The organism is Methylomicrobium lacus (genome assembly GCF_041897535.1).
Taxonomy (GTDB): domain Bacteria; phylum Pseudomonadota; class Gammaproteobacteria; order Methylococcales; family Methylomonadaceae; genus Methylomicrobium; species Methylomicrobium lacus_A.
In genome coordinates this window covers 1,569,979-1,594,345 of sequence record NZ_CP169217.1, presented here as the reverse complement: position 1 = coordinate 1,594,345, position 24,367 = coordinate 1,569,979, and the positions used below count along the sequence as shown (strand labels likewise).

The window sequence follows — 24,367 nt, the reverse complement described above, 5'->3', positions numbered from 1 at the left end:
TGATTCAATGGCTGTAATATGGGCGTTAGCAGCTATAATTTTTTATTAAAATGCATAACTCTTCCTGATAATTTCTTCAGAGGATAAAAGAAGAAATAAACTAGGCCTCATTAAAAAGGAATCGTAGGATGCCAGAGTTTGATTACCAAAAGCAGGCGCAGAATTACTACAGCAGGGCGCCTCTAATTATTCTGGGTAGCGGTGCATCGGCTGCACATGGCATGTCCGGGATGGGAGCACTTGCCAAGCACTTGGTCGCAAATACCGACATATCAGGATTATCTTCTCCTGAAGTCAAAGCCTGGGAAATATTTTGCCAGGTTTTGCAAGACGGTATTGACCTTGAGTCTGCTCTTCATGAGGTTGACGTATCTGAAACGCTTACCGGCAGAATTATCCAAGCCACTTGGGCACTAATTAACTCTGAAGACCTTAAGATTTTTCATCAAAGCCTCCAAGACAAAGCGATGTTTCCGTTAAGCCGCTTGCTTAGCCATATGTTTAAAAGTAACCTCGCCAAAATAAACATCGTCACAACGAACTATGACAGGCTAGCAGAATATGCCTGTGACCAAGAAAAGGTTCATCACTACACTGGCTTTACTCATGGATTTTTTCGTCAGTTAGCTACGCCAAATGAAATAACGTCACAGCGAAGGGTAAATATATGGAAGGTTCATGGCTCTCTGGATTGGTTCCAATCCCCGCTTGAAGACACCGTAGCTCTCACCAATATTGGCGGCATACCTAACAACTACGAACCACAAATCGTCACTCCAGGTACACAGAAATACCAGAAAACGCATTTGGAGCCGTATCGTTCTATTATTAACAATGCAGATCAAGCTATGAATGCAGCCAATTCGTACCTGTGCATAGGCTACGGATTTAATGATGGGCACATCCAACCGAAGCTAATTGCCAAATGTTTCCGGCAGAACACTCCTATAACTATTATTACTTATGCTCTTTCGGATGCCGCCAGGAAGCTTATCCTTGACGGCAAGGCACAGAATTACTTGGCAATAGAGCGGGGAGAGACAGACCATCAGTCTGTTATCTATTCCTCACTAGATAAGACCCCATTGACCGTAGAAAAGAATGTTTGGAGCCTTCAAGGTTACCTGACACTCATCATGTAGGAAAAAGATATGCCGATATTTAATTTTAAGGATGAAGAAGCGCTTGGGAAGGTTACATCCGTTGACACGACAAATGTTTTTGTAGACGTGGAAAATGTCGAGCAACTAAAACGGTTGCAGGTCAACCATCTTGCCGTACTACAAAGCAGTAGGCCTGGACAGCATCTCATTGGGCTCATTACTCAGGTGATCCGCAAGCGTGGCATCGAAGACATCGTAGACGACGGTATTGTTGACCAGACTCCAGAACTAAATCTATGCCGTATTGCGCTAATTGGCACCATGCTGGATCGTGAGGGTGAAAGAAAAAATGTCTTCCGTCGTACTCTGGAAAGCGTTCCTGAAATCGATGCTAACTGCTATTCACTGGAGAGCGAAAATCTTACCAGTTTTATGCGAACGCTCTCCAATGTAACTGCCGGCGAGAAATCCTTGACTCTTGGTAAATACACGCTGGATGAGCATGCCATCGCCTATCTCAATGGCAACAAATTTTTCCAGCGTCACGCATTCATCGGTGGCAGCACTGGGTCGGGTAAATCGTGGACGACCGCCAAAATCATTGAGCAGATGTCGGAGCTTTCTACAGCAAACGCCATTGTCTTTGACCTGCACGGTGAATATGCGCCCCTGGTAGGCAAAGAAATTCAGCACTTCAAGGTGGCAGGACCCGCAGACGTTGAGGCTAAACGCACCATTGGTGATGGTGTTCTTTACCTGCCTTACTGGTTGCTATCATATGAAGCGCTTGTGTCGATGTTTGTTGATCGAAGCGACCAGAACGCACCCAATCAAGCCATGATCATGGCTCGTGAGATCAACCAGGCTAAGCGCAACTACCTGGAACATAACGGTCAGCACGACGTACTGAAGCACTTCACTGTCGATAGTCCTGTCCCGTTTAACCTCAACGCTCTCATGGATCGATTGAATGAGATTAACGTCGAGATGGTCCCCGGAGCTAAGGCTGGAACCGAAAAACAAGGGGATTTTTTCGGGAAGTTAGCACGCATGATTTCCAGGCTTGAGAATAAAATTTTCGATAGACGTCTTGGCTTTATGTTCAACGGAGGCAATGACATTCTGGATTTTGGATGGCTTGAGAAGTTCACCAATGCCATACTCGGCAGTTCCGGTGAAAACGGAAAGGCCGGGATCAAGATCATCGACTTTTCGGAAGTCCCCTCAGACGTGCTGCCTCTGATCATTTCCCTTGTCGCACGGGTTACCTTCTCCCTCCAGCAATGGACGCCTTCAGAACTGCGCCATCCTATTGCACTTCTGTGTGACGAAGCTCATCTCTATATGCCACAACGAAACATGGCTGATGCTGCTGATGACATCTCCTTGGACATCTTCGAGCGTATTGCCAAGGAGGGTCGCAAATATGGTGTCAGCCTCGTGGTAATTAGCCAACGTCCGTCCGAAGTGAATAACACGATGCTCAGCCAGTGCAGTAACTTCGTATCAATGAGGCTGACGAACGCCGAGGATCAAGGCGTTATTAAGAGATTGCTTCCCGATAGCCTCGGCGGGTTCAGTGACATTCTCCCGACTCTCGACACAGGTGAGGCATTGGTTGTCGGCGATGCGAGTTTGCTGCCGAGTAGAATCAGAATCGACCAGCCGAAAAACAAGCCTAATAGCGGGACGGTCAACTTCTGGGATGAATGGCAAAAGCCCGTCAAAGATAAGCGTCTATCGATTGCTGTTGATAATTGGCGAAACCAGAACATTCAATAAGATCCCCTTTAATTATCAATCTAATGTTGTTCCAACAAACCAATCAACCGCCCATCTCCAATGCATGCAGGTTATTTTTAACGTTAGGTAAACTTATTATGAACATGAAGGATTCAATCCAAAGCGTCGGTGACTTGCTGGCAATAACTCCCAACAAAATCCCTGCTGGTCCTGGTGTCTATGCATTCTGGTGGATTGGTGATCGAGAAACCCTGCTAACATCAAATCGCACAGTCGTTTTGAAAGGGCCGAACGAAGTGCGAGTCACCGTTGAGTACCGCGAATGGTGGCCAGCGGAACTTCCTTACCCTTGCCTGTATGTTGGCAAGAGCACAAATATCCGTAAGCGATTTGGCCTCCACATAAAGCGCAAGAGCCCTGGGCGTCTTCACGAATCACACCCAGATCACCATAAAGCCACACCCAACACCACGTCATGTCAATTGCGCTGGGGTATTGAGCACATCTTCCCTAATGAGCCCAATCCGCTGAACGTCATTCTTAATTCAGTCGGGTTCTCCTATCGCACAGATTTTTTTGACAACGCGATCGCTGAACGCTTTTTTGAAGAGGACCGGCTTGTCGGTACATGGCGGCCTTGGTTCAACATAGACTCCGAGCGTTGAAAAATGCTTCGCCATGTTTTTTGTCCCATCTGTCTAACCATCTACTACCCGCCTAACCGTCGGTTCAACACTTACGTTTAGGCTCGGTGTTAAACGCGTAAATTCTGACATATACCTGTCATTCAAGAATTAGTTTCGGCGGTCAGCTTTTTGGTCGATTGCTGCCAATGTATAAAACTCATTACCGACGGCAGTTTTGAAATTGCAACAAGGCCGGTCCCAACTAATAAAAACCGGTCAATTTGCCCCCACCACCGACACCTTCACTTGCCGGCCGCGCCGCGCCAACCCCTGCTGCAACCCATCGACATAAGTAAACACTACCGGCACCACCAGCAAACTCAGCAGCGTGGAGCTCAGCAAGCCCCCTATCACCGCAATCGCCATCGGCTGCCGGAAGCTGGCGTCGGAACCTAAACCCAGCGCAATCGGCAGCATGCCGGCAATCATCGCGACCGTGGTCATCATGATCGGGCGGGCTCGCTTGTGGCAGGCATCCAGCAGCGCTTCATGCAGCGACAAGCCGCCGCGCTCGCGCCTTGCCGCCAGCGCGTATTCCACCAGCAAGATCGAGTTCTTGGTGACGATGCCCATCAGCATGATCAAACCGACCATCGACGGGATATTCAACTCGCCGCTGGTGATCAGGAACCCGTAAGATGGATGAATTGTGGATTCGCCGTCAGGCAACCCATCACAAACGACGCTCCGGTATTTCGTTTGGTATGGCGGTTTGCTGGTGTGAAACCGTCATACGCTCTTTTAACCCGCTTTGCCGGGTTTTTATGCCTTGCTTTTGATCTTGAATGAATTACAATGTAATTCATTCAAGCTTAACTTATTAATTAATCACTATGGCAGCAAATCAACTTGTACAAGCCCGCATTGATGGGCAAATTAAAGAAGAAGCCGCCGCCGTATTGGCGGCAATGGGGCTCACTGTCTCCGACGCCGTGCGTCTGATGTTAACCAAGGTGGCTAGGGAAGGAGTCTTGCCATTTGAACCCTATATTCCCAACAAGACGACTATCGAGGCTATGAAGGAAGCCAGAAACGGCACGCTGCCTCGATTCGATAGCGTGCAGGAGTTCATGGATGATCTGCGTGCGGACGATTGAGCGCACCAGTCAATTCAAACGAGATTACAAGCGAGAGGCTAAAGGTCGTTATCGGGGCTCGCTCGATGCCGACTTGGTCTCTGTTTTGACTGCCTTGGTCAACGATCATCCGCTGGATTCCCGCTGTCACGACCATTCCTTAACCGGCGAATGGTCCGATCATCGCGACTGCCACATCAAACCCGACCTTGTTCTTATCTATCAAAAACCCGATGCTAAAACTTTGCGGCTCGCCCGCTTAGGTTCTCATTCGGAGCTTGGCCTTTGAGCTGATCTTTCCTTCGCCGATGTATAAAACTCATTACCCACGGCAGCTGCTAAATTGCAAAAAGGCGGCCGGTCCCAACCAATAAAACCTGTCAATTTGCCCCCGCCACCGACACCTTCCCTTGCCGGCCGCGCCGCACCAACCCCTGCTGCAACCCATCAACATAGGTAAACACCACCGGCACCACCAGCAAACTCAGCAGCGTGGAGCTCAGCAATCCCCCGATCACCGCGATCGCCATCGGCTGACGGAAACTGGCGTCGGAACCTAAGCCCAGGGCGATCGGCAGCATGCCGGCAATCATCGCGACCGTGGTCATCATGATCGGGCGGGCTCGCTTGTGGCAGGCGTCCAGCAGCGCTTCATGCAGCGACAAGCCGCCGCGCTCGCGCCTTGCCGCCAGCGCGTATTCCACCAGCAAGATCGAGTTCTTGGTGACGATGCCCATCAGCATGATCAAACCGATCATCGAGGGAATATTCAACTCGCCACCGGTGACCAGGAGCGCGATAAACGCGCCGCCCAGCGACAGCGGAATCGCCGACAGGATGGTCAGCGGCTGGAAGAAGTCCTTGAACAGCAGCACCAATACGCAGAATACGCAAAGCAGTCCGGTCAGCATTGCCCATAAGAAACCGCTAGCCATCTCTACCATGACTTCCGCATCGCCGGTCTCGATCAGCTTGACGCTGGACGGCATGTTCTTCACCGCCGGCAGCGCCTTGGCGGACGTCAATGCCTCGCCCAACGACATGCCGCCCAGTTCGGCGCTGACGGTGACATAGCGGCGGCGGTCGAAACGGTTCAACTGCGCCGAGCTGCCGGCCAGCGATAATTCGGCGACGCTGGACAGCGGCACCAGGCCGCTGCTGGACTTGATCCTGAGATTGCTCAGCACCTGCAAATCCCGGCGGGCGGCATCGGCCATCCGCACCCGAATCCCGAGCTGCCGGTTGTCCAGGTTGAGCTTGGCCAGTTGTGTGTCGAAATCGCCGGTGGTAGCGATGCGCACGGTTTCGCCTATCAGTTCGGTGGTGATACCCAGTTCGGCGGCGCGTTGCCAGTCGGGTTGAATCAAGATTTCCGGGCGCTCCAGGCTTGCGGTGCTGGTGATATTGCCCAGCGTGCCGACGCCGCGCAGTTCCCGTTCCAAGGCCTGGGCGCTCGCTTTCAGTGCCGCGGCATTATCGCTGGACAGAATCAGCGACATCTTTTCGCCCGGGCCGCCGACGCCAACGGAGAAGCGTGCGCCGGCGACATGCCGCAAGGCCTGGCGTACCGCCTGTTCGATCTCGGTTTGCGAAGGCCTTTGGTCGCGTGCGCTCAAAGTCAGCGTCAACGTACCCTCGCGCACTTCGCCGCCGCGGAGTAGGGCGCCGTCGCCCAGCTGGCTGCTGCCGACCGCGGTGAATATGTGGCTGATGCCCTCTACCGGTTGCAGTTCCGCCCGCACGGCCTCGGCGATCCGGCCGGCATCGACGATCGAACTGCCGGGCGGCAGTTCGAAGCGCAATGAGGTATAACCGCGATCGGAGGCCGGCGCGAATCCGCCCGGAATCAGCGGCACCATGCCGCAGGCGCCAACGAAGAACAGCGTCGCCAACGCCAGCGTGGTCTTGCGCCGGTCGAGCGTCCAGCGCACCATTTGCAGATAAACCCGCATCAGCCTGCCGTCCGAAGCCTCTTGATGCGGGTGATCGGTGAGCAGAAACACCGCCAGCACGGGCGTCAGCAAGCGCGCGACCAGCAGGGATGCGAGCACCGCGACCACCGCCGTCCAGCCGAATTGCTTGAAAAACAGCCCGGAAATGCCGCTCATCAACGCGGTCGGCATGAACACCGCGACCAGCGTCAGCGTGGTCGCGATCACCGCCAGCGCGATTTCGTCGACCGCGTCGGCGGCGGCCTGGCGTACCGTTTTACCCATCCGCACATGACGGGCGATGTTTTCGATTTCGACGATGGCGTCGTCGACGAGGATGCCGACCACGATCGCCAGAGCCAATAAGGTCAGCATGTTCAGGGAATAACCCAACCAATGCATCACCGCAAAGGTCGGCAGGATAGACAAGGGCAGGGCCGAGGCCGATACCAGCGTCGCCCGCCAATCGCGCAGAAACCACCACACCACCAGCACCGCCAGCAGCGCGCCTTCGTACAGCATGTTCATCGAGCCGTGATACTGTTCCCGCGCATAATCGACCGTACCGGAAATCAAGGTCACGCTGATGCTCGGATCGGCTTCCTGCAAACGTTGCAGCGCCTGTTGCACGCCTTCGGCGATAAGGTTTTCGTCGTGGCCCTTGGCGCGGTAAACGTTGAAGCCTATCACCGGCTTGCCGTCCAGCAGGGCCAACTGGGTGCGTTCGGCCACGGTATCCCTGACCGTGGCGACTTGATCCAGGCGCACGTCGCGGCCGTTGCCCAGCGCTATCGGCAAGGCCGACAGTTCCGAGGCCTGGCGCACCGTCGCCAGGGTCCGCAGCGATTGTTCCCCCAGACCGAGATTGCCGCGGCCGCCGGAGGATTCCTGCTGCACCTGCTTCAACGCCCTGGACACATCGGTGGCGGTCACGCCCAGCGACGCCAGCCGTACCGGGTCGACTTCCACCTGAATCTCGCGCTGCACGCCGCCCAGACGTTCGAAGCGGCCGACGCCCACCACGCCGGACAGGGTCTTGCCGACGGTGTCATCGACATACCAGGACAAGGCCTCCTCGTCCAGTTTCGAGGAGGAAATCGCATAGGTCAGCGTCGGTACGCCGCCGACAACGACGGCACTGACGCTGGGTTGCAGCACACTGGTGGGCAAATCCGAGCGCACCCGGTCGACGGCATCCTTGGTTTCGATCAAGGCATCGGACAGATTCTTCTCCAGCACGAATTCGGCGCTGATCTGCACCAGGCCGTCGGTGATCGAGGTGCGGAGGTGTTTGAGGCCGGACAAGGTGGCGATCGAATTCTCGACCTTGCGCGCCACCTCGGTTTCCAGTTGCGTCGGCGCGGCGCCGGGCTGGTTGAGGCTGATGATGATTCCGGGCAGGTCGAGGTCGGGCAGGCTTTGGATGGACAGCTGCTGAAAACCGCGCAAGCCGGCAAACGACAGCATCATGAACAACAACACCGCCGGGATCGGATTGCGGATGGACCAGGTCGCCAGATTCATCGCTTAACCCTCGCTGCCGGCGGCAGGGGCCGGGGCAATCTGCACCCTATCGCCGTCGTTCAGGAAGCCCGCGCCATCGACGACGACACGGTCGGTGTCGGCGAGGCCCTTGACGATCTCGATCTCGGCGCCCTGGCGGCGGCCGGTCTCGACCGGTTGCAAGGCGACCGGCGCGACGGCGTCGGCGGTTTTCAGTTTCAACACATAGCTTCTGCCGTCGCGGATCACCACGCTGGCGGCCGGCACCGTCAGCGCCGGGCTCTCGGCCAGCAGCAGCCGGCCGGAGGCGTACATGCCGGCGCGCGCCTTGCTGCCGGGCAGCAGGTCGGCATAGACGAGGCCCAGGCGCGATTGAGAATTCAGGGCGGGGGCCAGTTGCCGCAAACTGGCCTCGGCACGGCTGCCGTCCGGCAGGCTGAGGCTGATGCGCAGGCCGGGGCGGGTTTGCGCCATTTGCGCGGCGGTCAGTTCGCCGCGCCATTCCAGACGGTTCTGGCGGATCAGCCGAAACAGTTCCTGGCCGCTGGCGGTCACGGAGCCTAGCGTCGCCTGGCGGGCGCTGATGATGCCGTCGTCCGGCGCCATCACCTCGGTATAGCTCAATTCCAGGCGCTTGGCAGCCAGCTGGGCCTTGACCTCTTCGACCTGGGCGCGGGAGGTTTCCGCTTCGGTTTCATAACGCAGGATTTCCTGCTGGCTCAGGCTGCCTGCATTTTTCAGCTTCAATACCCGCTGCTTATTGGTTTCGGCCTGGGTCGCCGTGGCCTGGGATTGGGCAAGCTTGGCTTTGAGTTGGGCCAGGTCGGCGCTTAGCATGTCGGAATCGAAGCGCGCCAGGCGCTGGCCGCGTTTGACTGCGTCGCCGACATTCGCCCGCACTTCGACCAAGCGCAATCCCGACAGTTGTGAGCCGATGACCGCCTCCTGCCAAGGCTCGATGGTGCCCGAGGCCTCGATCGTTTCCGACCACTGCCGCCATTGCGGCGCGGCGCGGGTCACCGTCAATGCAGCCGCGGGTTGCGCTTGAGCGGTTTCGGTGGGCTTGGGCGCGGCCCGCAGGTAGACAAAGCCGGCCGACAACGCCAGCAAGGCAAACACGCCTCCCAGCAAGGCCCCACGGCCGATGCGGTGCTGTGTCGATACGCTGGAGGAATGGGATTTGGGTGTCATCATGACGGATAATCTCGGCAGGGAAGAGTGACTTATAACTGAACCGTTCGGTTTAGAATAGATTTGACAGAAGCGAGCTGTCAACCGGACTTGAACCGGTTAGTTTACTCAAGAAATGTTACATGTGAATTTAATCAGGGAGGTTTCAGGCGAAAAAAGTGACGAACGCTGTCAGGCCGTTCTCGATATAGAGGGCTTCAGTTCCCGTCCAGGCAATAAATCGGTGCGCGGCGCACTAGCATCATCCGCATGGCTCAGACGCTAGCCTCTTTTCGCTTCACTATTGTGGCAAAATGCACCAAGTTGATGCAACAGGCATTGCTTTGGTGCTTTCCCTCGTTCGCTTCACTGCCGCTAAGTTAAGCCGTTCGCCGAGCGAAGTCGAAGCAATTTTCTGGTTCCCGCGTGCCACGTGGGAACCCAGGGCGGACGCGCCGGCGTCCCGTCTCGCGACGCCGGCGCGTCCTTGACGGTATTCCCACGCGGCGCGTGGGAATGAGGATTGAGTTGGCATGTAACCTGCTTGCGCATAGCTCAGTCGATTAACTTCTGAGAAATCCATCATGTCGAACGCAAATTTTAATCTGTTGTCCTTTTCGGGAAGAATGAAGATCCTTCACATGACCTGGCTGGCGTTTTTTATCAGTTTCGTGGTCTGGTTCAACCATGCGCCGTTGATGCTGGTGATCGCCAAGACCCTGAATCTGGACGATTCTCAGATCAAGACGATCCTGATTTTGAACGTCGCGTTGACCATTCCGGCACGTATCGTGATCGGCATCCTGGTCGACAAGTTCGGCCCCAAACGCACCTATTCGATACTGCTGGGGCTCGGCAGCATGCCCTGTTTCATGTTCGCGCTGGCGGAGAGTTTTGAACAATTGGCGCTGGCCCGCTTCTTACTGGGCTTTATCGGCGCCGGTTTCGTGATCGGCATCCGGATGGTCGGCGAATGGTTTCCGGCCCGTCAGATCGGCATCGCCGAAGGGGTTTACGGCGGCTGGGGCAATTTCGGTTCGGCGGCGGCTTCGGGCTCCCTGCCGGTGCTCGCGCTGCTGTTCGGCGGCGATGAAGGCTGGCGCTATGCGGTCGCGAGCACCGGCGCGATCGCGCTGGTCTATGCGTTCGTCTATTATTTCAGCGTGACCGATACGCCGAAAGGGTCGACCTATTTCAAGCCGAAAAAATCGGGCGCGATGGAAGTGACCAGCGTCGGCGATCTGATTTTTTACATCGTGATGACGATTCCTCTGTATGCGACCTTGTCGGTGTTGACCTGGAAACTGTCCTCGACCGGCGTGAATCTGTTGCCCGGCATGATAGCCTATTATATCCATGCGGCCATCTGGGTCTTGTTCCTGTGCAACGTCCAGAAGATTTTTCAGGTGAACAAGGATCATGTGTTCCAGCCGGTCGAAGCCATTCACCAATACAAATTCAAGCAGGTCGCGATTCTGAATTTGTCTTATATGATCACGTTCGGTGCCGAACTGGCGGTCGTGTCGATGCTGCCGCTGTTTTTCTTCAATACCTTTCATGCAACGCAAGGCGTCACGATGGTGCAGGCGGGGCTTCTGGGCGGCAGCTTCGCGTTCATGAACATGGTCGCGCGCCCCGGCGGCGGCTGGTTCAGCGACCGTTTCGGACGCAAGCTGTCGCTGACGATCGTGACCGCGGGCGTGCTGATCGGGTTCGCATGCATGTCGCAGATCAACGCGTCCTGGCCGGTATGGGTGGCGGTGGGGGTCACCCTGGCCTGCTCCTTTTTTGTGCAGGCCGGTTGCGGCGCGGTCTATGCGATGGTGCCGTTGATCAAGCGGCGGATGACCGGCCAGATCGCCGGCATGGTCGGCGCTTACGGCAATGTCGGCGGCGTGCTGTTTTTGACCGTGCTGTCGTTCGTGTCCCCGTCCGAGTTTTTCCTGGTGATCGGCGCGGTCGCTTTCTTCGTGATGGTCGCGGTGCAGTACATCGACGAGCCGGCGGGGCATATGGTCGAGGTGCAGGAAGACGGCACGATCGAGATGATTGAAGTGAATTGACAGCCGTTCTTCATGACTTCAGCCAAATTATCCGTCAGCATTGCCTTTGCCAGCGCGCAGGGCGTCAAGGAAGAGAATCAGGATTTTGCCGGTTCCCTGATTCCGGACGATCATCAATTGGCCTACAAAGGCATCGCGGCGGCGATTGCGGACGGCATGAGCGGCTGCGATGCGGGCAGGGAGGCGAGCCATTGCTGCGTCGCGGCGTTTCTGGACGACTACTACAGCACGCCCGAGTCCTGGTCGGTCAAATATGCCGGGCAAAAGATTCTGTCGGCGACCAATTCCTGGCTGTACAGCCAGGGCCAGCGCCGTTATCAATCGACGCACGGCATGGTCAGCACGCTCAGCGCGATCGTTTTGAAGTCGAACACCGCGCACCTGTTCCATGTCGGCGATTCGCGCATCTATAGGCTGCGAGGCGGCAACCTGGAACAACTGACCCGCGACCACCGGGTCCGCGCCGGCAACGAGCGCGACTATCTGAACCGGGCGATGGGCATCGAGCCGCGTCTGGAGGTCGATTACCAGGCGCTGCCCTTGCAGAGAGGCGACCTGTTTTTGATGACGACCGACGGAGTGCATGACTTCATCGACCAGAAGGCGTTGAAAAAACGGCTGCTGGAAGGCGGCGATCTGACCCGTTTGGCGCAAAGCCTGGTCGATCTGGCGGCACACAACCGGAGCGACGACAACCTGACCTGCCAAGTGCTCAGGATCGAGGAACTGCCGCTGTTGAAGGAAGACGAGATTCTGCGCCGCCAGAGCCAGTTGCCGTTTCCGCCGCCTTTGAGCCCCGGCAAGATTCTGGACGGCTACCGGATCGAGGCGGAAATGCACGCGAGCAAGCGCACGCAGATTTACCGCGCGCTCGACCGTGCAACCGGCAAACGGGTGATCCTGAAAACCCCGTCCGTACTGTATGACGACGACACCCACTACATCGAGCATTTTCTGCATGAAGAATGGGCCGGCAAGCGCATCCACAATGAGCATGTGGTCAAAATACTCGGCTCCGACCGCGACAAAAGCTGCCTCTATTATGTGACCGAATATCTCGAAGGGCCGACCCTGGCCGAATGGATGCGGGCGAATCCGAAGCCCGAGATCCGGGAGGTCAGGAAAATCATCGAACAGATCGCGCTGGGCCTTAGGGCATTCCACCGGATGGAGATGCTGCACCAGGACCTGAAGCCCGAAAACGTCATGTTCGACCTTGACGGCAGGGTCAAGATCATCGATTTCGGCTCGGTCAAGATCGCCGGCATCGCCGAGATGACGCCGCTCGACCACGGCTCTCCGGAAAACATCCTCGGCACCTTGAACTATACCGCGCCCGAATACCATCTGGGCCTGCGCGGCACGGTCAAGTCCGACCTGTTCTCCTTGGGCGTGATCGCGTATCAGATGCTCAACGGCGCGCTGCCGTTCGGCCGGGAGATGCCGGAAAAACCGAATAAAGCTAATCTGGACAAGCTCCGCTATGTGCCGAGCATTCATTGCAATCCGATGGTGCCGGTCTGGATCGACGGCGCGCTGAAAAAAGCGACGTCGATCCAGCCGGAGTTCCGTTACGACGATCTGCCCGAATTCCTTTACGACCTTTCCACCCCGAATCCGAAGTTTTTGACCGCCGAGGAAGCCCTGCCGCTGATGCAGCAAAATCCCTTGCTGGTCTGGAAAACGCTGGCGCTTATCCTGTTCGCCGCCAATCTGGTGACGCTGTATTTCCTGCTCAAGTCGAACTGACGCCTCTCGCCGAGATAACCAGTCTTTTGTGGGCGTCGCTCCCACGGTAACGCCTTCTCCTTGCTTGTTTCTGTCCGCGAACTTTCCGCTTCGGTCTTTCTTTAGCTCGATGTTTCTCCGCACTAAAGAGGATTGCCGTGCACTATTTAAGGGTGTCGAACGGCGGATTGGCGCATCAATGCACCATCGTCGTGCGATTTGTTCAGGGTATTCTTTAGCGGTTTTGTCGGGTTTTGATAAAAATAATAATAAACAATGGCTTATATAAAATGGCCTGCATATTGCTTAGTTTGGGTACTGGGCGTTAATCTGTTGATTGAGGGTGTCATGAGTACAAAACAAACAATCGTCGTGATCGGCAACGGCATGGTCGGGCAGCATTTTTTGGCCGGCTTGGCCTCCAGCGGCAAACAAGCCGATTATAACGTCGTGACTTTTTGCGAAGAACCGAGACCGGCTTACGACCGGGTGCACCTCTCGTCGTTTTTCAGCGGCAAGACCGCCGACGATCTGTCGCTGGTCGAGGCCGGTTTCTTCGAGCAAAACGGCATCACCGTGCATCTCGGCGACAAGGCCGCGAGCATCGACCGGGCCGCCAAAACGGTCAGTTCCGCCAAAGGCGTCACGATCGCCTACGACAAGCTGGTGCTGGCGACAGGATCCTATCCGTTCGTGCCGCCGGTGCCGGGGCATGAGCGCCCGCACTGTTTCGTCTACCGCACGATCGAGGATCTCGAAGCGATCACTGCGTCCGCGCAAGACGGCAAGGTCGGGGTCGTGATCGGCGGCGGCCTGCTCGGCCTCGAAGCCGCCAAGGCGCTGACCGATCTGGGCCTCAAGACGCACGTAGTCGAATTCGCGCCGCGCCTGATGGCGGTGCAGCTTGACGAGGCGGGCGGCGCGATGCTCAGGCAAAAAATCGAGGCGCTCGGCGTGACCGTGCATACCGGTAAGAACACCAGCGTGATCAAGGACGGCGATGCCTCCCGTCATAAGATGTGTTTCGCGGACGGCACCGAACTCGAAACCGACCTGATCCTGTTTTCGGCCGGCATCCGCCCGCGCGACGAGCTGGCCCGGGCTTGCGGTTTGGAGATGGGGCCGCGCGGCGGCATCGTGATCGACAATCAATGCAAGACCTCCGATCCCAATATTTATGCGATCGGCGAATGCGCGCTCTGGAATGGGATGATCTTCGGCCTGGTCGCGCCCGGTTATGCGATGGCGCGGGCCGTGGCCGCCGACCTGACCGGCGGCGAGGGCAACTTCACCGGCGCGGACATGAGCACCAAACTGAAGCTGATGGGCGTCGACGTGGCCAGCATCGGCGATGCGCATGCGAAAACGCAGGGCGCGATGGTATACACCTATCAGAACGGCGCGACCGAAGTCTATAAGCGCCTGGTGGTCAGCCAGGACAAGAAGCGCCTGCTCGGCGCGGTGCTGGTCGGCGACGCGTCCGGTTACGGCACCTTGCTGCAATACTGCCTGAACGGCATCGAGCTGCCGGAAAATCCGGACGCGCTGATTCTGCCGAGCCGCTCCGACGAATCGGTCGGTTTGGGGCCGGATGCATTGCCGATGTCCGCGACGATCTGCTCCTGTTACAACGTGACCAAGGGCGATATCTGCCAGTCTATCGACGGCGGCTGCACCACGATCGGCGGCCTGAAGGCCGAGACGAAGGCCTCGACCGGCTGCGGCGGCTGCGCGGCGCTGCTCAAATCGGTATTGAATTCGGAGCTTTCGAAACACGGCTACGAGGTCAACACCGACATCTGCGAGCATTTTCCCTACACCCGCCAGGATCTGTACAACCTGGTGATGGTCAAGCAGATTACCACTTTTGATGAACTGATCGAGAAATACGGCAAAGGCCGGGGCTGCGACATCTGCAAGCCGGCGGTCGGTTCGATCCTGGCGTCGTACTGGAACGATTACATCCTGAAAGACCAGCACGTGGGACTTCAGGACACCAACGACACTTTCCTCGCGAACATGCAGAAGGACGGCACTTACTCGGTCGTGCCGCGTATCACCGGCGGCGAGATCAAGCCGGACATGCTGATCGCATTGGGGCAAGTCGCGAAGAAATACATGCTTTATACCAAGATCACCGGCGGCCAGCGCGTCGATCTGTTCGGCGCGCGCGTCGAGCAGTTGCCGGCAATCTGGAAGGATTTGATCGACGCGGGCTTCGAATCCGGCCATGCCTACGGCAAGTCGCTGCGTACGGTCAAATCCTGCGTCGGCAGCACCTGGTGCCGCTATGGCGTCGACGACAGCGTCGGCCTTGCGGTCGAACTCGAAAACCGCTACAAGGGCCTGCGTTCGCCGCACAAGATCAAGTTCGCGGTGTCCGGCTGCACCCGCGAATGCGCGGAAGCGCAAGGCAAGGACGTCGGCGTGATCGCGACCGAGACCGGCTGGAACCTGTACGTCTGCGGCAACGGCGGCATGAAGCCGCGGCACGCCGACCTGTTCGCGACCGGGCTGGACAAGGAGACCCTGATCAAACTGATCGACCGCTTCCTGATCTTTTATGTGCGCACAGCCGACCGCCTGCAGCGGACCTCGGTCTGGATGGAAAACATGGAAGGGGGGCTCGATTATCTGAAATCGGTGGTCATCGACGACAAACTCGGCATCTGCGAACAGCTCGAACAGCAGATGCAGTATGTGATCGACACCTATCAATGCGAATGGAAGACCACGATCAACGACGAAGCGCGGCTCAAGCGTTTCCGCCATTTCATCAACAGCGATGCGCAGGACGACAACGTGCTGTTCGTCGAGGAGCGCGGCCAGTTCAGGCCGGCGCTCGAAGACGAGCGCAAACATTTCAAGCTGATCACTGAGACAGAAAAAGAAACCGTAACCGGAGAGGTGGAATGAGCGAATGGATCGATGTGTGCGGCGCGGACGACCTTCAGCCCGATTCGGGCGTCTGCGCGCTGGTCAAAGGACGGCAGGTGGCGATTTTTTTCCTGCCGAAAGAACAGGCGGTGTTTGCGATCGGCAATTACGACCCGATCGGCCAGGCGAACGTACTGTCGCGCGGCATGATCGGCGACATCAACGGCCAGATCGTGGTCGCCTCGCCCTTGTATAAACAGCATTTCAACCTGCAGACGGGGGTCTGCGTGGAGGATGCGGCGGTATCGGTGCCCGTGTACCCGATCCGAATCGAAAACGGCCGGGTTGCAATCGGCATCGGAGGCTAAAGGATGAAATATCAGTATTACATTGCCGACGTGTTTACCCGGCAGGTCTTCAACGGCGCGCAAATCGCGGTGTTCCCGAATGCGGACGGACTCGGCGACGTCGAGATGCAAAAAATCGCGAACGAGTTGAATCTGTGGGAGACCGTTTTCGTCTTCCATCCCGGCGGCGACCTGCGCAAACTCAGGATGTTTTCGCCGAAGGCCGAGGTCGATTTCGCGGGGCACCCGATTATCGCGACCGCCTATGTGCTCGGGCTGTGCGGCGACATCGTGCTCGACGATCCGGTCACGCCGGTCGTGTTCGAACAGAATGCGGGACCGATCGAGGTGAACATTACTTCCGAGAACGGCAAGCCGGCATTCGTGCAGTTCACGAACAAGGTGTCCTCGATCATCGACCGCTTCGCGCCGACGGACGAGGAACTGGCGTCCGTGCTGTCGATCCCGCAAGCCGATCTCGATCACATCAAATATTCGGCGCGCCTGGTCGCCTGCGGCATGCCGTATCTGGTCGTGCCGGTCTGGAAATATGAAACGGTGCGCAAGGCGCGCTTCAATTATGCGGCCTGGAGCCGGTCCGCCGCGCCGCAGACCGCCGCGCAGGAAATCCTGCTGTTCGCGCCGAAGTCGCCCTATACCGACTCCGATTTCAACCTGCGTTTATTGGGGCCGCACATCGGCCATGACGACGATCCGCCGGTCGGCGCGGCGGTGCCGGCGTTCTCCTCTTACCTGTGTTCGTTCGAGCACACGCGCAAGGGCACCCATACCTTCGCGGTGGACCGCGGCGATGCGGATTCGCGCCGCAGCGTGATCAACATCGAAATGGACCACAAGGGCAAGGCGCAATTGACCCTTAGGGTCGGCGGCAGCGCGGTGATTTTTGCGGAAGGCACGGTGTTTTTGCCGGATTGATGGCCAATGTAGGGTGCGCATTTATGCCCTTCAGGGTATCGAACACCTTGAAAGACCTATGGCAACGGTGGATCGTTTAAGGTGCGCGATGCGCACCCTACAGATTTGGCTTCTCTACAAAAACAAATGATCACACATCAGAGTTGACGATTTATGCTATTTGGACGCAACCAAAAAAATCCAATCAAGATGGCCGACAAGGGCGTCGTGAAATGGACCTACACGACCTGCGGCTATTGTTCGACCGGCTGCTCGATCGAAGTCGGCAGCAATGCGGAAGGCAAGGCGGTCGCGACGCGCGGCGTCGGCGGCGCGGACGTGAACCGGGGCAAGCTGTGCCTGAAGGGCATTTTCGAATACCAGGTCTTCGAGGCGCAAGGCCGCGGCGAGCAGCCCTTGCTGCGCGATGCGGTACATGAGCCTTATCGGAAGGTCGGTTGGGACGCCGCGCTGGACAAGATGGCCTCCGAGATCGAGCGCATTCAGGCGGCCTACGGCCGCGATGCGTTCGCGATCGTCTCGACCGGGCAACTCCTGACCGAGGAGTTTTACACCCTCGGCAAGCTCGCGCGCGGGGTGATCGGCAGCAACAACTACGACGGCAACACGACCCTGTGCATGGCTTCGGCGGTATCCGGCTACAAGCGCTCGTTCGGTTCGGACGGCCCGCCCGGCTGTTACGAAGATTTCGAGCATACGCATTGCCTGATCGCCTGGGGCTCGAATCTGCCCGAACAGCATCCGATCATTTACTGGCGGCTGAAAGAGGCGATGGAGAAGCGCAAGTTCCCTTTAATCGTCGTCGATCCGCGCGTCACGATGCTGGCGCAGTTCGCGGACATCCATCTGCCGATCACGCCGGGCACCGACGTGGTGCTGCAAAACGCGCTGATCCATGTGATTCTGGCCGAGGGCCTGGAAGACCGCGACTATATCGAGGCGAATACGACCGGCTTCGAGGAGCTGGCGAAAGAAGTGCAAAACTACGATCCGACCACCGCGTCGAAGCTCTGCGGCATCGACGAAGACACGATCCGGACCGTCGCGCGACTGTATGCGAATGCGCCGAGGGCGATGAGCATCTGGACGATGGGCATCAACCAGAGCACGCACGGCTCGGACGGCGTGGTCGGCATCAACAACCTGAATCTGGTCACCGGCAACATCGGCAAACCCGGCGGCACCAGTCTGTCGATCACCGGCCAGTGCAACGCGATGGGCACGCGCGAATGGTCGTCCTGCTCCGGCCTGCCGGGTTACCGGGTGCTCGAAAAACCGGAGGAGCGCGAGGAGATCGCGAAGTTTTGGGGCATCGATCCGGAGTTCTTTCCGAAACAGCGCGGACTCGCCGAAACCGACATCTTCCCGGCGATCGAGACCGGCCAGATCAAGGGCCTGTGGCTGGTCGCGACCAATCCGATGACCTCGATGCCGAACACCGCGCGCATCAGGAAGACGCTCGAAAAGCTCGAATGTCTGGTCGTGCAGGACTCCTATGCCGATGTCGAGACGACGCAATACGCGCACATCTATCTGCCGGCCGCGACCTGGGCCGAGAAGGAAGGCGTGTTCACGAACACCGAACGCCGGGTCAACCTGACCCGCCAGGTCAGGAAGCCTTATGGCGATTCGAAGTCGGACCTGCAAATCTTCAACGAACTGGCGACTCGCTTCGAACAGGGACGCAAGATCAAATTTCCGGAGCAACCGAGCGAGGTGTTCGAGGAAATGAAGCAGCTATCGAAAGGCCGTCTGGTCGACATTTCGGGCATGTCGCACGAACTGATCGAGGAGAAGCGCGGCATCCAATGGCCTTACAGCGAACAGCAGGCGCAGCAAGGGGTAGAGAAAGGTAATCAGCGGCTTTATACCGAGACCGCAACCTTCCGTTACAAGGACGGCAGGGCCAAGCTGATTCCGCTGCCATTCGTGAACAACAACGAGGTGCCGGACGCCGAATATCCTCTCTGGCTCAACTCGGGCCGACTGGTCGAGCACTGGCATACGCGCACGAAGACCGGCAAGATCGGCAACAACAACAAGTTCAGCCCGATGCCGTTCATGGAAATGAATCCGGATGCGGCGGCCGAGATGAACATCCGGCATCAGACCTATGTCCGGGTCGTCTCGCGCCGCGGCGATGCGGTCGTGATGGTGATGCTGACGCAGCGCGTGCCGCGCAACATGGTGTTCATTCCGTTCCATTTCTTCGATTGCGTGAACCGCCTGACCTTGGGGTTACTGGACCCGCACTCCAGGCAGCCGGCGTTCAAGCAACAGGCGGTCCGGATCGAACACATCGACCAGGAACTGGCCGCGCGGCTTAACAAGGAAGCGCGTGAGTTTTAGATCGTTCCCACGCTCTGCGTGGGAATGTCGACTGGGACGCTCTGCGTCCCGTACCGCGGAGCGGTACAAACAGCATTCCCACGCAGAGCGTGGGAACGATGTTGAACCTACTCAGGATATACCATGTTTGAAGTACGCAACGACGAACCGAAATACGCCTTTCTGAACAGCAAGAACATACCGGACAAGAGCCGCTATGGCCAGAGTATCGAACTGACCGAGTCCGGCAGCGAGCTCAGAAACCAGAGCCTGAACATCAACAACGACGCCGGCGTCGGCTACAATCCGAACCGCTACAAACAGCACGGTTTCTATTTCAACGCGGACAACTGCATCGGCTGCCATGCCTGCGAATCGGCGTGCAGCGAGAAGAACGAGGTGCCGATTCATCTGGCCTACCGTTCGGTCGGCTTCGTCGAAGGCGGCACCTATCCCGATTATCACCGCATGAATATCTCGATGGCCTGCAACCATTGCGAGGACCCGGTCTGCCTGAAGGGCTGTCCGACGCGCGCCTACACCAAGTTCGCCGAATACGGCGCGGTGCTGCAAGACCCGGACATCTGTTTCGGCTGCGGCTATTGCACCTGGGTCTGTCCTTACAACGCGCCGCAACTCGATCCGGTCAAGGGCGAAGTATCAAAGTGCAACATGTGCGTCGACCGGCTCGAAGTGAACCTGAAACCGGCCTGTGTCGCGGCCTGTCTCGGCAACGCGCTCGATTTCGGCGTGATCGAAACGATACCTGAGGGCAGGGTGCAGGCGAAGGCCGAGATTCCGGGCTTTCCGACCACCGACATCACGCATCCGAACATCCGGTTCCAGCAAACCCGGACGACGCACCGCGAGATGACCCGCACCGACGCGATGCCGTTGAAATATCATCGCGACGACCGGGAAGGCAAATTCAGGCCGGTCGTCGATGAGAAACTAGGCAGGGAGAAGCACTGGAATTTGAAGAAACTGCTGACCAGCCACGAAAGCGCGCACGTGATCTTCACCTTGAGCACGCAGGCGACGGTCGGCGCGTTCCTGATGCTGATCCTGAGCGGCTGGTTCGGCATCGAGGCGCTGGCAATTTTACAATCTCCCGCCGTGAAGTTGCCCTTGACGGTGATGATGGTGCTGATCTCGACGATCGGCCTGTTCAAGCTGAACATGCACCTCGGCAAGCCGCACCGCTTCTACCGGGGCTTCAACAACCTGAGGCTGTCGCCGGTCAGCCGCGAAATCGCCGGTGTGTCGCTGTTTTATAGCGGCCTTTTGGGTTATGCGGCGCTGACATGGTTCGACAACGGCTTGCTGCAATTTTTGGCGCAGGTCTCTGCCTTCGCCGCGGTCCTGGGCGGCGCGGTCGGCCTCTTTTATATGTACAAACTGTACCGGATTCCGGCGCGGCCGTTCTGGAACCACTGGCAGACCGGCTCCGCGTTCGGAGGGTCGATGCTGAGTCTCGGCGCATTGATGATCGCGGTCGCCGGCCTGTTCGCGCTGCCGTCGAGCGCGCCCGCCTTGCCGGTGTTGTTCGCGGTGATCGCTGCCGGCCTGGCGCTCGAAGGCGCAGGGCTGATCATCCACGCCCGCGACATGCAGGCATTAGGCAACGAAGGTGCGGCGTCTCATTACCGGCAAGTCACGCAGTACGGCTTTTCCTATCTGTTCAGGAACGCCTTGCTCGGTTTCAGCCTGCTTTTGGCCATTTCGCTCGCAACAGCCGGGGCATCAGGCTTCAGCGCCATTGCAGGGCTAATGCTTTTGACGGTCACGATGCTGACCAGCAGTGCTTTCGGCCGCTCGCTGTTCTTCGTGTTGGTGATTCCGACCACGATGCCGGGCGCGTTCTTCTGGAAAAACAGCGGCTTCGTCGAACATGCCCGTGCGACCGGTTTGGCCGACAAGCCGCAACATGGGGTCGCATACGAACGGCATCATGCGTTCAAGGTGAAAGAACTGATGCAGACGATCCGGGAACATTCGCTCCAGGACATGATCGCGCATGTGAAGTGGATCGTTGGGAAGTGACGGGGTGACCGATTGCCGGATCGGGCTTCCGGCAATCGGTCAGGCGCAGGGGTTATTCGAAGTCCTCCGCCATTTCGAGCGCGGTTTTCGCGGCCTCGGCGACATCTTCGTTTTTATCGGTGCTCAATTCCTTGATTTTCTGCATCAGCGCCGGGTCGTCAAGTTCGGAGACCGATTCCAGTGCCAGCACCACGATGTCGGGTTTGTCGTTGCTCAGCGCGGTCAGCAGCATTTGCTGACGTTCCTTTTCATCTTCCCACGCGCTGATTTGACTGACCGCCTGTTCGCGGACACTGTCTTCCGGGTCATTCAGCGCATAGAGAATCGCCTCCTTGGCTTTCGGATCGGGGTATTCGCCCAAGGTCATCAACGCGGCTTCGCGGTCTTCTGCGTCGGCGGAAGAATAAAAGTCGTTCAAGGCTTCCTGCAATGCCTCCATGTCGTCGGCATCGGTATCCGAAGCCATGTCAGATGCCGGAATTCCAGTCGAGGACTCCGGGTTTTGCTGCAGCAGTTGGTTGATTGCGCCGGGCTGCGCCTCGGCTTGCGGCTTCGCTAAGGGCTTTTCGTTGGAGCTTTGAGCGGTTTCTGGCGGAGAAGTTAATCCAAAAAGGCTTTCTTTTATTTCGGTTGCGTAGATGGCAAGCGTTATTGCCACGGCCAAAAATACAATCGCGAGAACAAGCTGGTATATTTTCACAGTATTTCAGTAGAATTTGTGCTAAAAATGAAGGCGTCAAAAAGCATTTCTTTAGTTTTGCTTATATTGACATTCTTAACGAGCGGTACTATTTTATCTGAAGTTAGCGGGTTCATCGATGTTGTTTTCGAGCAAGACGTTGACGGCTAACTTTCCATGAAGAGGGAGGGCGTCCACTTAGGCCGGGCGTTTACTTAAATAAAAATAATTGTTGGGGAAAAGTATACATGAAACGTAAAGTAATCGGTTCAATGATCCTGGCGGGCTTAGGCTTCGCTTCCAATCAGGCGATGGCTGTGGCGGCAGTTCCGTGCAGCGACCCCGCTCTCGTGACTGCAGTAGGCGTGCTGCAACAAAAAGCGGCGAGTGTAGTTCCTGTTGGCTCAACGCCGAATGGAGGTCTCGGCTTTCCAATGTGGGTGACCATCGTGGACAACACCGGCGTTGTCTGTTCCGTGGTGAATTCGGCCGGCGCATCCGATGTAGAAGGTTTTAGTGGCGAGGCTTGGCTGGGCAGCCGCGTCATTTCCGCGCAAAAGGCCAATACCGCCAATGCTTTCAGCCATGACGCTTTCCCATTATCTACTGCCAATCTGTTCAGCGCCGTACAGCCATGGGGCAGCCTCTACGGGTTGCAGCACAGCAACCCGGTTGATGCGACCATTGCTTACGACGGTGATGCCTCTACCTGGGGATCTGGAACCACTGATCCTTTAGTAAATAACCGCATCGGCGGTGTGAATATCTTTGGTGGTGGTCTGGCATTGTATGTTGACGACAATGGCAATGCTGCCGGGGGAATACGGAAAGTTGGAGCCATTGGTGTTTCTGGCGACACGTCCTGCACAGATCATGTGGTTGCTTGGAAGATTCGCAACCAACTGGGTCTTGATCATGTTCCGGCCGGCGTAGCGAATAAAGGAAAGGACGATGCAATGATACAGGACATCGTGGGTTCGAATGGCAATTTCCGTAGCAAGAGCGGTTTTGGTCATGCCACATGCCTTAACAATCCCACCGATGCTAACGATGGCGGCGCGATAGAAGGCAACAAGAAGCATTAATCGTAGACGATAAATGAAGGAAAGGCCTTTCTCGAAAGAGGGAGGCCTTTTTTATTGAATGAATTTCTGAACAGGACTGCGTTGACTGATTGAGCAGATGGTTGCTTCGATCTGGTACGATTCGATGTTGGTCAGGAATCTATTGGCAGATCAGGATGGGGACATGAAATTAATATTACAAATTGCCTGCGGGGTATTCCTGGGGAGCTTGGCCTCGCAATTTACCTTCGATGCCTGGCGTACGCACCAGGAAAATATTGCAAAGGAGGCTGAGGAGAAGCTTCGTGCTGAAGAAGAGAAGACGCGCGAGGAGCAGGCCGAAAAAGTCCGGGCGCTGTTTATGCAGAACCTGCAAGGGAAAAAGTCTGGCGCTGCGGCTATTCCGCCAGGATTCGTGCCGGATGATGCGCAAGAACAAGCGCCGCAATTTCCCGGGCAGCAGTAACAATGTGGATGGGGTCGCTAATCCTGCATTGGATTTGATCAGTTGGGTCAACGCGAGATCCGTCGTTAACCCAACTTCCGCTAAAATTTAACCGCCAACCTGCGCGATCCAGTCGTTCAGGTTGTAATAGTTCGTGATCCGCGCGACCTTGTTATCACGGATATCAAAAAAAGCGCCGGCCGGCAGACGGTATTTCTGGCCGTTCGCGGCGGGCAGGCCTTCGTCGGTTTGCAGATATTCGCCGAGCACCACAAATTCGGCCGCGGCGCGTTTGCCGTCTTCGCTCGCCATGATCACCATATCGACCAGTTGTTCCTTGTAGTTGTGGTTCATGCAGGCCATGAACTGCTTGAACGCATCCTTGCCGATTTCGCGCTTGCCCTGGTTGATGTCGTGGATCACGTCATCGGTCAACAGGCTCAAAAAGGTATCCATGTCGCCGGCGTTGAAAGCGGCATAATAGTTTTGAATCAGCTTGATGCTCTCTTGGTTCATAATGATTCTCTGGTGAAAAAAATTAAAGCCTGCTATTTTACCGCGAATGAGCCGTTTTACCTTGTGAAATTTGACGTTTCCCTGACGGCGGGACTGTCTATTGCGATGGAGATTGATGATGTGCGGACG

The 24,367-nt window shown here is 56.9% G+C and carries 19 protein-coding genes; 14 read left to right on the top strand and 5 right to left on the bottom strand.

Annotation, left to right across the window (positions count from 1 at the left end; all coding sequences use genetic code 11):
• Positions 1-128: 128 nt before the first annotated feature.
• The 3 genes from ACEPPP_RS07010 (at position 129) to ACEPPP_RS07000 (ending at position 3,511) form a co-directional block, all read left to right on the top strand.
• Positions 129-1,142 carry an SIR2 family protein gene (locus tag ACEPPP_RS07010; protein WP_374090325.1) on the top strand — a complete coding sequence of 338 codons (1,014 nt, stop codon included), beginning with the start codon at positions 129-131 and terminating at the stop codon, positions 1,140-1,142.
• 9 nt (positions 1,143-1,151) lie between these two features.
• Positions 1,152-2,885, top strand: coding sequence for an ATP-binding protein (locus tag ACEPPP_RS07005; protein WP_374090324.1), 1,734 nt, complete (start codon positions 1,152-1,154; stop codon positions 2,883-2,885).
• 98 nt (positions 2,886-2,983) lie between these two features.
• A complete protein-coding gene (locus ACEPPP_RS07000; RefSeq protein WP_374090322.1) occupies positions 2,984-3,511 on the top strand; it encodes a hypothetical protein in 528 nt (175 codons plus the stop codon).
• A 237-nt stretch (positions 3,512-3,748) separates the two neighbouring features.
• Here ACEPPP_RS07000 and ACEPPP_RS06995 read toward each other — a convergent pair whose 3' ends face one another.
• On the bottom strand, positions 3,749-4,201 hold the full coding sequence (locus tag ACEPPP_RS06995) for an efflux RND transporter permease subunit (RefSeq protein WP_374090321.1): 453 nt from the start codon (positions 4,199-4,201) through the stop codon (positions 3,749-3,751).
• Positions 4,202-4,365: 164 nt separating this feature from the next.
• On the opposite strand from ACEPPP_RS06995, the gene ACEPPP_RS06990 reads away from it, so the two are divergent.
• Together ACEPPP_RS06990 and ACEPPP_RS06985 are read left to right on the top strand one after the other, a co-directional pair.
• A complete protein-coding gene (locus ACEPPP_RS06990) occupies positions 4,366-4,629 on the top strand; it encodes a type II toxin-antitoxin system RelB/DinJ family antitoxin (protein WP_374090320.1) in 264 nt (87 codons plus the stop codon).
• On the top strand, positions 4,616-4,897 hold the full coding sequence (locus ACEPPP_RS06985; RefSeq protein WP_374090903.1) for a type II toxin-antitoxin system YafQ family toxin: 282 nt from the start codon (positions 4,616-4,618) through the stop codon (positions 4,895-4,897). The genes ACEPPP_RS06990 and ACEPPP_RS06985 overlap by 14 nt, the downstream gene beginning before the upstream one ends.
• Before the next feature lie 91 nt (positions 4,898-4,988).
• Here ACEPPP_RS06985 and ACEPPP_RS06980 read toward each other — a convergent pair whose 3' ends face one another.
• Together ACEPPP_RS06980 and ACEPPP_RS06975 are read right to left on the bottom strand one after the other, a co-directional pair.
• Positions 4,989-8,063, bottom strand: a complete 3,075-nt coding sequence (locus ACEPPP_RS06980; protein ID WP_374090319.1) for an efflux RND transporter permease subunit — start codon at positions 8,061-8,063, stop codon at positions 4,989-4,991.
• 3 nt (positions 8,064-8,066) lie between these two features.
• Complete coding sequence (locus ACEPPP_RS06975) at positions 8,067-9,236, bottom strand: efflux RND transporter periplasmic adaptor subunit (protein ID WP_374090318.1); 1,170 nt, start codon at positions 9,234-9,236, stop codon at positions 8,067-8,069.
• 560 nt (positions 9,237-9,796) lie between these two features.
• Between ACEPPP_RS06975 and ACEPPP_RS06970 the strand changes: the two genes are divergently transcribed.
• The 7 genes from ACEPPP_RS06970 (at position 9,797) to ACEPPP_RS06940 (ending at position 21,534) form a co-directional block, all read left to right on the top strand.
• A complete protein-coding gene (locus ACEPPP_RS06970; RefSeq protein ID WP_374090317.1) occupies positions 9,797-11,275 on the top strand; it encodes a NarK family nitrate/nitrite MFS transporter in 1,479 nt (492 codons plus the stop codon).
• A gap of 12 nt (positions 11,276-11,287) precedes the next feature.
• Complete coding sequence (locus tag ACEPPP_RS06965; RefSeq protein ID WP_374090316.1) at positions 11,288-13,024, top strand: protein kinase; 1,737 nt, start codon at positions 11,288-11,290, stop codon at positions 13,022-13,024.
• Between the two features lie 327 nt (positions 13,025-13,351).
• Positions 13,352-15,919, top strand: coding sequence for a nitrite reductase large subunit NirB (gene nirB, locus ACEPPP_RS06960; RefSeq protein ID WP_374090315.1), 2,568 nt, complete (start codon positions 13,352-13,354; stop codon positions 15,917-15,919).
• Positions 15,916-16,248: a nitrite reductase small subunit NirD gene (gene nirD / locus ACEPPP_RS06955; RefSeq protein WP_374090314.1), complete on the top strand. Its 333-nt coding sequence runs from the start codon at positions 15,916-15,918 to the stop codon at positions 16,246-16,248. The genes nirB and nirD overlap by 4 nt, the downstream gene beginning before the upstream one ends.
• 3 nt (positions 16,249-16,251) lie before the next feature.
• On the top strand, positions 16,252-17,163 hold the full coding sequence (locus ACEPPP_RS06950; RefSeq protein WP_374090313.1) for a PhzF family phenazine biosynthesis protein: 912 nt from the start codon (positions 16,252-16,254) through the stop codon (positions 17,161-17,163).
• A gap of 153 nt (positions 17,164-17,316) precedes the next feature.
• Positions 17,317-19,512 (top strand): molybdopterin oxidoreductase family protein, encoded by a 2,196-nt coding sequence (locus ACEPPP_RS06945; RefSeq protein ID WP_374090311.1) that lies wholly within the window; start codon positions 17,317-17,319, stop codon positions 19,510-19,512.
• 123 nt (positions 19,513-19,635) lie between these two features.
• On the top strand, positions 19,636-21,534 hold the full coding sequence (locus ACEPPP_RS06940; protein ID WP_374090310.1) for a DmsC/YnfH family molybdoenzyme membrane anchor subunit: 1,899 nt from the start codon (positions 19,636-19,638) through the stop codon (positions 21,532-21,534).
• 52 nt (positions 21,535-21,586) lie between these two features.
• On the opposite strand, the gene ACEPPP_RS06935 is transcribed toward ACEPPP_RS06940, so the two are convergent.
• A complete protein-coding gene (locus ACEPPP_RS06935; RefSeq protein ID WP_374090309.1) occupies positions 21,587-22,000 on the bottom strand; it encodes a HEAT repeat domain-containing protein in 414 nt (137 codons plus the stop codon).
• Positions 22,001-22,461: 461 nt separating this feature from the next.
• On the opposite strand from ACEPPP_RS06935, the gene ACEPPP_RS06930 reads away from it, so the two are divergent.
• Entirely contained in the window at positions 22,462-23,298 is an 837-nt protein-coding gene (locus tag ACEPPP_RS06930) for a heme-binding protein (protein ID WP_374090308.1), read from the top strand.
• 163 nt (positions 23,299-23,461) lie between these two features.
• On the top strand, positions 23,462-23,743 hold the full coding sequence (locus tag ACEPPP_RS06925; protein WP_374090307.1) for a hypothetical protein: 282 nt from the start codon (positions 23,462-23,464) through the stop codon (positions 23,741-23,743).
• Positions 23,744-23,830: 87 nt separating this feature from the next.
• Here the strand turns inward: ACEPPP_RS06925 and ACEPPP_RS06920 are convergent, their stop codons facing one another.
• Positions 23,831-24,238, bottom strand: coding sequence for a ketosteroid isomerase-related protein (locus ACEPPP_RS06920; protein WP_374090306.1), 408 nt, complete (start codon positions 24,236-24,238; stop codon positions 23,831-23,833).
• Positions 24,239-24,367: the final 129 nt, after the last annotated feature.